We start from the raw sequence: 6159 nt of genomic DNA on the forward strand, positions 1-6159 counted from the left end.
CATGCCCTCCATTCTCCATCTATTCTCCGTTCCACAATTGTGTTGTGCTGGATGTCGAGGACGGCAGAGGATGCTCGTGACGTGGCCGCCACGGTCTTGGCTGCCGGCGCTAAACGCGAAGCGTGGCGATCGGCTGGTCATCGTCATGCGCCGTTGGGCCGTCGGCCATGGCGCTACGCCGCCAGCGCAGTATGGGGTGCCTCGCTCTCGGTGCTGATGTCGGCCTGGACTGCGTAGTCCGGATGAAAGGCCAGCAGGTAGTCGGCGATACGCTGTGCGTCGGAGGCAGCTCGGAAGATTTCGCGCTTGTCAGCCTTCAACGTCTCTATCCAGGATCCGAGGTAGCTCGCATGGTTCGGTATATCGCTCGGCAGATCGAGGACTTTGCCGAGAAAAACCGACGCCAGTTCAGCGCGAAGCTCTTCTTGAGCGTAGGCGGCTGACCCAAAGCGGCTCGATAAACCGCGATCGAGCCGATCCTTGCCGCCTGTCCAGTGTGATTTATGCCGATATCGGCATAAATCACATAATGCCGCGTTCGGGATTATGCCGCGCCGATGCGCTTTTGCCTGAAACGACGTGGCTCACCGGCGCGGCGTATCGGCATAATCAGAGAGCTTCCAGGAAGGCCAGCAACTGGTCATCCGGCTTATAGCGTCCCGGTAATGCGGCTATTGGCGCCGTTCTTGCCATCGCTTTTTCCTTCAGTTCGATGTCGGCATGGATATACATCTGCGTCGTCTCGACGGACTCATGGCCGAGCCAGAGCGCGATGACGGTGCGGTCGACGCCGTTCTGCAGAAGCTGCATGGCGGCGCTGTGTCGAAGCACGTGAGGTGTCACCCGCTTTTTTGTCAGGCTCGGACATTGGCCGGCAGCCGTTTCCACATGCTTCCGTACGATGCGTTCAACGGCGTCCCGGCTGAAACGGTCGCCCCGAATGCTGACAAACACTGGATCGCTTTCTGCACCTCCGCGCTCGGCGAGCCAATCACGCAAAACCTTCAAACTGTCCTTGCGGATTGGTGTCGACCGTTCCTTGCGTCCCTTGCCCATACATCGGACGTGCGCGCCTGCGCCGAGCATGACGTCGCCCCGAGACAGGTTGATCAACTCCGAGACGCGTAGTCCGGTCTGCAACGCGAGCACCAGCAACGCACGATCACGACGGCCATACCATGTCGACAAATCCGGCGCGGCGATGACGGCTTCGATCTCGGCACGCGTCAGGTAGTCGACGGCTCTTTTCTCATGGCGCTTCGAAGGCATGGCGAGCACGCGCTGGCTGTGGTGCAGCAGTTGTGGCTCATTAACCGCAACATATTTGAAAAACGAGCGGATCGCTGCCAGGCGCGTATTCCGGCTCCGGGCAGCGTTGCCGCGCGTCGCCTCGATGTCGGCCAGGAACGCGCCGACAAGCTCTGCGTCGATGTCCGCCAGTTGAAGTGCTGTCGGTTCCCGGTGCAGGCGGCCAGCGGCAAATTTCAGTAGCAGGCGGAACGTATCCCGATAGCTTGAGATGGTATTCGGGCTGGCTTTCAGCTGCGTCCCGAGCCTTTCCACGAAGAATCGTTGCAGGTATGGCGCCAAAGAATGGGTGTTCATGCCGATGCTCCCCTCGCCAGGGATCGCTCCGCGCGTTCTGAAGCGAGTTGCAACAACTCGGGCACGGCCTCAATATACCAGTAGGTATTGTCCGGTTCGGAGTGGCCGAGATAAGTGCTGAGCTTGATCATCTCTCGGTCAGGATCAGCGTCACTTCGATACCATCTCATGATTGTCATGACAGCGAACGTATGCCGGAGGTCATGAATCCGCGGGCCACGTCCGTGCCTGCGAAAACGTTCCGTCTGGCGCAGGCCAATATCTTGTGAGACCTGGGCGAAATTGTAACGTACTGTGCAGTCCGTCGGACGCTTGCCATCGTCCATTCGAAAAAATGCGCCCGGGCCCGCCCCGAGAAGCCTAGTTCTTTCAACGTGGTATGCTCGAAGCTTCGCAACGCAGCTCGGAGCGACGGGCAAAAAGCGTGCCTTGCCGCTCTTGGCCCGCCTTATGGTGATGACACCTTCGCCAAGATCGACGTCATCATCATCGAGTCCAATGGCCTCGTTAATCCGCAACCCGGTAACAGCGATCAGACCGAACAAGGTCGAGCAGGTCCAGCCTCTGAGGCCGTAGCGGGATGGCAGCCTTGCTGCACGCGCTACGATCGTGGAGACCTCGGCGCCCGAGTAGATGTAAGGCCGCGTCCGGCGTAGTTTGCCCGCGATCAATCCGGGCGGCGGCACTTCGGTTCGCGCGTCATAGCCCTGTAGCCAGCCCGCAAAGCCACGAACCATGCTGAGCCGCGCGGACCATGTGTTGTTGTTCGCCGCGCCAAAAGCATCCTTCCAGCGCAAGAACAAGCCGACGGTGATATGATCTGCGCCTTCCCGATCAGCGAACGCGGCGAAGCCGCGTAGAACACGGCCCGCGAACGAAAGGTTGTAGCCGAGGCTGCGGCGAACCGAGAGATACTTATCGAGACGTTGCGACAACGCGGTCATGACCGATCTCCCTGTTCCGGCCATTCACGCGCGATCGACCGCAAGCCCTCGATATCGTGCTTTGCGTAGATGGTCGTCGAGACACGCGACCGATGACGCAGCACGTCGCCGATCTCATCGAGAGAGGCCCCCTTGCGTAGCATGTCGGTTGCCAGGCTGTGCCGCAGAACGTGGGATCCGACGTACTTCGGTGGCAATTCCAGGCCGATCCGATCAAACGCACCGCGAATTATAAAATTCAGGATCTGTGCATCGACGAAGGGTAAAAACGGCGCCTTATTGGAAACGAACAAGACACGCGAGCTACCCCGCCGCCCATTCCGAATGTAGTCGACAATTGCCTCGCCGGCGTCTTTGGGCAGCGGCATGCGATCGTGCCGCTTGCCTTTGCCTCGAATGAGGATCGCACCGGTTCGCCAGTCAATGTCATCAAGTTGGATCGCAATGACCTCTGGCGCCCGCAAGCCGAGGCGGGCGACGAGCAAAAGCATCGCATAGTTGCGGCGTCCGACCGGATCATCGGACCCGACTGACGCAATCAATTTTTCGACGATCTCGGGACGCAGATATCTGGGAAGGTGGCTTTGCGGAGGTTGCGCGACGCGAGGGACAGCGTTCACCAGATCGCATGTTGTCTTGCCGCTCCAGAACAGGAACCGAAACATCGCCCGCAGGTGCGAAGGCGGCGTCTTGTCCCTATAGGGTTTATCGCCGCCCCGGATTTTGCACAGGAACGCGACAACGTCGTCCGGCGATATGTCATTGAGATTGCCGATGACCTCGCCAAACCGGAAGGCCATGAAGCGGTCCATGAAGCGGTGGCAATCGTAGATCGTGCTGTCGCTCAGCCCGCGCTGGTTGCGGAGATATGCGTCGTATTCCTGGTGTAAAAGTTCCAGCACTGTTAGCACCTTCGGCGGCGGTTCTGGCAGACGCGCCACCCCCGCAGCCACGAGATGATTGATAAAGCGATTGAGGCAAAAACGCGTGTTCGTCCGGTAGATCGCGGCTGTCGCGTCGATTACGGCGGCGCGAAGATCCTCGATCTGAGACCCGACAAGATCATGGGCGCCGAGAGCGCGACTCTCGACCGCTACACAAAAGCGATAAGCCACCTCTCCGTAGCGGTTCAGTGTGTCGGGCCCATAACCCAAGCCACTGAGATCTTCTATAAACCGTTGGCGATGAGGTCGCAGCCAACCTGGGGTGTCAGCGCCCGCGTCGGTCTTCTCGTATTGTGATGTCACAGTCGTTCCTTTCTGGTTGCAGAACGGAACGAACCTTTCAGTACAGTCGGCCGGCGCCAAACCGGCGCCGCGCTCGCGCCGAAGGCCGCAGGATTATGCCGACGTCATTGATCCCTTGTTTACGGTTGGATGGGCGGTCTAATCGGTCAAGCGGCATAATACGCGACGCGGCATTATGTGATGCTTCATGAAGGGCGACGCTCGCGAATGCCACAGGGCTCTCGAAAGAAGCGGGCGGTGGCAGCTGAATGAAGTCGTGCGATGGGCTGTAGAAGGCCCGGTCGCCGCCTATCCGGATGACGGCCTTACTATTGCTCAGAATGATGTCGGCCGCTTCGGGTCGGCGCCAGGGAGCCTCTACGGCGCTTGGCGCGACATACGCCGGGATGCCTTCGATATGGGAACCGTTGAAAACGGTGAAGGTCCGCAACACGGGTACGGCCTTCGTGCGATCTTCCGCCTCGGGCGCTGCGTTGCGATCTTCAACGAACATGCGCCTGAAGAAAAATATTGTCGTGCCGCGTTCGCCTTTGCGTACTTGCCAACCGCGGTCGGCTGCCTGCTTGAAGGAACTGAACCGTGGGTCGCCGCCGAGCGCGAACGACGTCATTGCTAGCACCAACACGTTGATGCCGTGATAAGGCTGTCCGGTCGTGGCATTGATTGGCATGCCAGGTGAGCCACTCTTCCAAGGTTGGCGCCACGGCCGGATGCCCGCTTCGAGCGCGCCGATGATTCGGTCCGTCACCTCCTGATAGTGATCGCGATGATTCGAGTGCTGTGTTGTGTTGCGGTGTTTCAACATCGGGATATTCTCCAGGGTTCTGTCTCAACCCCATCCCCGCCCCGCGTGTCGGCCGCCGGTGCAAGGGCGCGCGCTAGCGCGGGACCGCAGGCGCTTGCGCCGAGGACCCGCCCTTTGCCGCCGGCGGCCGACACGCGGTAGCCATCTTCAGTGTTCTCGCAATTTTCTTCTTGGCATTCTCGTTCCCATGGGCCGTCCGGTGAGCAGCCAATCATCGCGAGTATGGCGCGCTCAGCAGAATGCCGCCAACCGGCCAAGGTCTGGATGGCGGCGGCGCCGATAAAGAGTCCGTCGAGGGTCATAGTCAGCAATGTCGTCCGTTGCGACGGTCTCTTCCTGGTCCGCGCCTGAACTAGCAAGTACGAATCCTGCGTGGAACATGACGTCAATTCTGTTTGGCTTGGGCCGGCGCGGCCGAGCTGGAACCGCATGAACGTGGAAATCGGACTGCCTCTACCAGGCGAGCAGCTCCGCTGATATGACATTGGGAATGTTGAAGCTCTCTTGCCTCTGTGGCCAAATCCATGTCGACATCTCAAAGCGACCGGATTTCATCAACGAGTGCAACTGCACGCTTTGTAGCAAGTCCGGCGCCCGCTGGGCCTATTTCCATCCCTCGGAAGTCAGCGTCGTGGGCGCGACGAAAGGATATAGCCGGGAAGACAAGGAAGATCCGGCTGCAGAAATCCATTTCTGTGCACATTGTGGATCAACGACACATTTTATTCTAACCGCAAGCGCCATATCGAAGTTTGGGAATAGCCAGATAGGCGTCAATATGCGCCTTGCGGATGAGAAGGACCTCGCCGGGATAGAATTGCGCTATCCTGACGGACGGGCTTGGCCGGGCAGGGGCGCCTTCGGCTATGTGCAGGAGGCTCGCATTATTGAGTGATGAGCAGGTTTGGAATGAACGCTTTGCGATGAGTGTCCTTGGTCTTGGACGACCGAAATTGAATGCGAGCGAACCCCTCGCTCTTGGATATCGAGTGTCAGATCTTGACCGTTGGTTCGATAAACGTCCTGCCGCGCCACGCCCCCCGGGCATGCAATGTCATCGAACCTCGACATGACACTCCTGACCCAACACTTGGACGAGTTCTTCATTGGTTGTGAACACGGTGAACTGTTCATCCAGCAGCCATTCTCCGTCACCGTCTCGCGCACCATCGACGATTGTACCTTCGAGGTGCTGGCGCGACGCCTCCCCGAATTCGATATGGACGAAAATGTCGTTGAGACTGTCGCCCGTCGGCGGAATCATGCATTGCCCGCGCGTATCTGCGGGCAAGTGGGAGAATGCAGCGCCCAATGATGCGATCTTAGCCTCGCGTTTGATCGCCGCGGTCAGATCGGCAGGGGCCCCACTATGGGTCCCGCTCGTGAGTTCCCTGAGTTTGGCAAGAAACAATGCCGCGGCACGGCGGGGCGGCCATGGCTGCCAGGGCTCAAAGCCCGCCAAAAGCGGCAGTGGATCGGCTATCATCGGCTCCAACTGGATGCCGAGCGTTTCGCGGATTTCCTCCCGTGACCAGCCGGCGACGTGAAGGGCCTCAGA

General features: G+C 59.4%; 6 protein-coding genes and 1 pseudogene. 1 reads left to right on the plus strand and 6 read right to left on the minus strand.

Annotated elements, in window-relative coordinates; translation table 11 throughout:
• Positions 1-173: 173 nt before the first annotated feature.
• From GSQ83_RS30880 to GSQ83_RS31235, 5 genes are all read right to left on the minus strand, one after another.
• Entirely contained in the window at positions 174-548 is a 375-nt protein-coding gene (locus tag GSQ83_RS30880) for a zincin-like metallopeptidase domain-containing protein (protein ID WP_158803278.1), read from the minus strand.
• 61 nt (positions 549-609) lie between these two features.
• Positions 610-1605, minus strand: a complete 996-nt coding sequence (locus GSQ83_RS12495; RefSeq protein ID WP_158803228.1) for a tyrosine-type recombinase/integrase — start codon at positions 1603-1605, stop codon at positions 610-612.
• Positions 1602-2549: a tyrosine-type recombinase/integrase gene (locus tag GSQ83_RS12500; RefSeq protein WP_158803229.1), complete on the minus strand. Its 948-nt coding sequence runs from the start codon at positions 2547-2549 to the stop codon at positions 1602-1604. The genes GSQ83_RS12495 and GSQ83_RS12500 overlap by 4 nt, the downstream gene beginning before the upstream one ends.
• The gene (locus tag GSQ83_RS12505; protein ID WP_216850093.1) at positions 2546-3796 is read right to left on the minus strand and encodes a site-specific integrase; all 1251 of its coding nucleotides are present in this window, start codon (positions 3794-3796) and stop codon (positions 2546-2548) included. Before GSQ83_RS12505 ends, GSQ83_RS12500 begins: the two co-directional genes overlap by 4 nt.
• A 37-nt stretch (positions 3797-3833) precedes the next feature.
• Positions 3834-4601 (minus strand): ArdC-like ssDNA-binding domain-containing protein, encoded by a 768-nt coding sequence (locus GSQ83_RS31235; RefSeq protein ID WP_158803230.1) that lies wholly within the window; start codon positions 4599-4601, stop codon positions 3834-3836.
• A gap of 490 nt (positions 4602-5091) precedes the next feature.
• Between GSQ83_RS31235 and GSQ83_RS12515 the strand changes: the two genes are divergently transcribed.
• Positions 5092-5496, plus strand: a complete 405-nt coding sequence (locus tag GSQ83_RS12515) for a GFA family protein (RefSeq protein ID WP_158803231.1) — start codon at positions 5092-5094, stop codon at positions 5494-5496.
• A 159-nt stretch (positions 5497-5655) separates the two neighbouring features.
• Here GSQ83_RS12515 and GSQ83_RS12520 read toward each other — a convergent pair.
• Positions 5656-6159: pseudogene (locus GSQ83_RS12520) on the minus strand (hypothetical protein); the annotation flags it as partial.

The sequence above is a fragment of the Acidisoma sp. L85 genome (assembly GCF_009765865.1).
Lineage (GTDB): Bacteria > Pseudomonadota > Alphaproteobacteria > Acetobacterales > Acetobacteraceae > Acidisoma.

Coding starts and splice junctions, on each gene's coding strand:
- GSQ83_RS12495 (WP_158803228.1), bottom strand. CDS start 1,605: ATGAACACCCATTCTTTGGCGCCATACCTGCAACGATTCTTCGTGGAA.
- GSQ83_RS12500 (WP_158803229.1), bottom strand. CDS start 2,549: ATGACCGCGTTGTCGCAACGTCTCGATAAGTATCTCTCGGTTCGCCGC.
- GSQ83_RS31235 (WP_158803230.1), bottom strand. CDS start 4,601: ATGTTGAAACACCGCAACACAACACAGCACTCGAATCATCGCGATCAC.
- GSQ83_RS12515 (WP_158803231.1), top strand. CDS start 5,092: ATGTTGAAGCTCTCTTGCCTCTGTGGCCAAATCCATGTCGACATCTCA.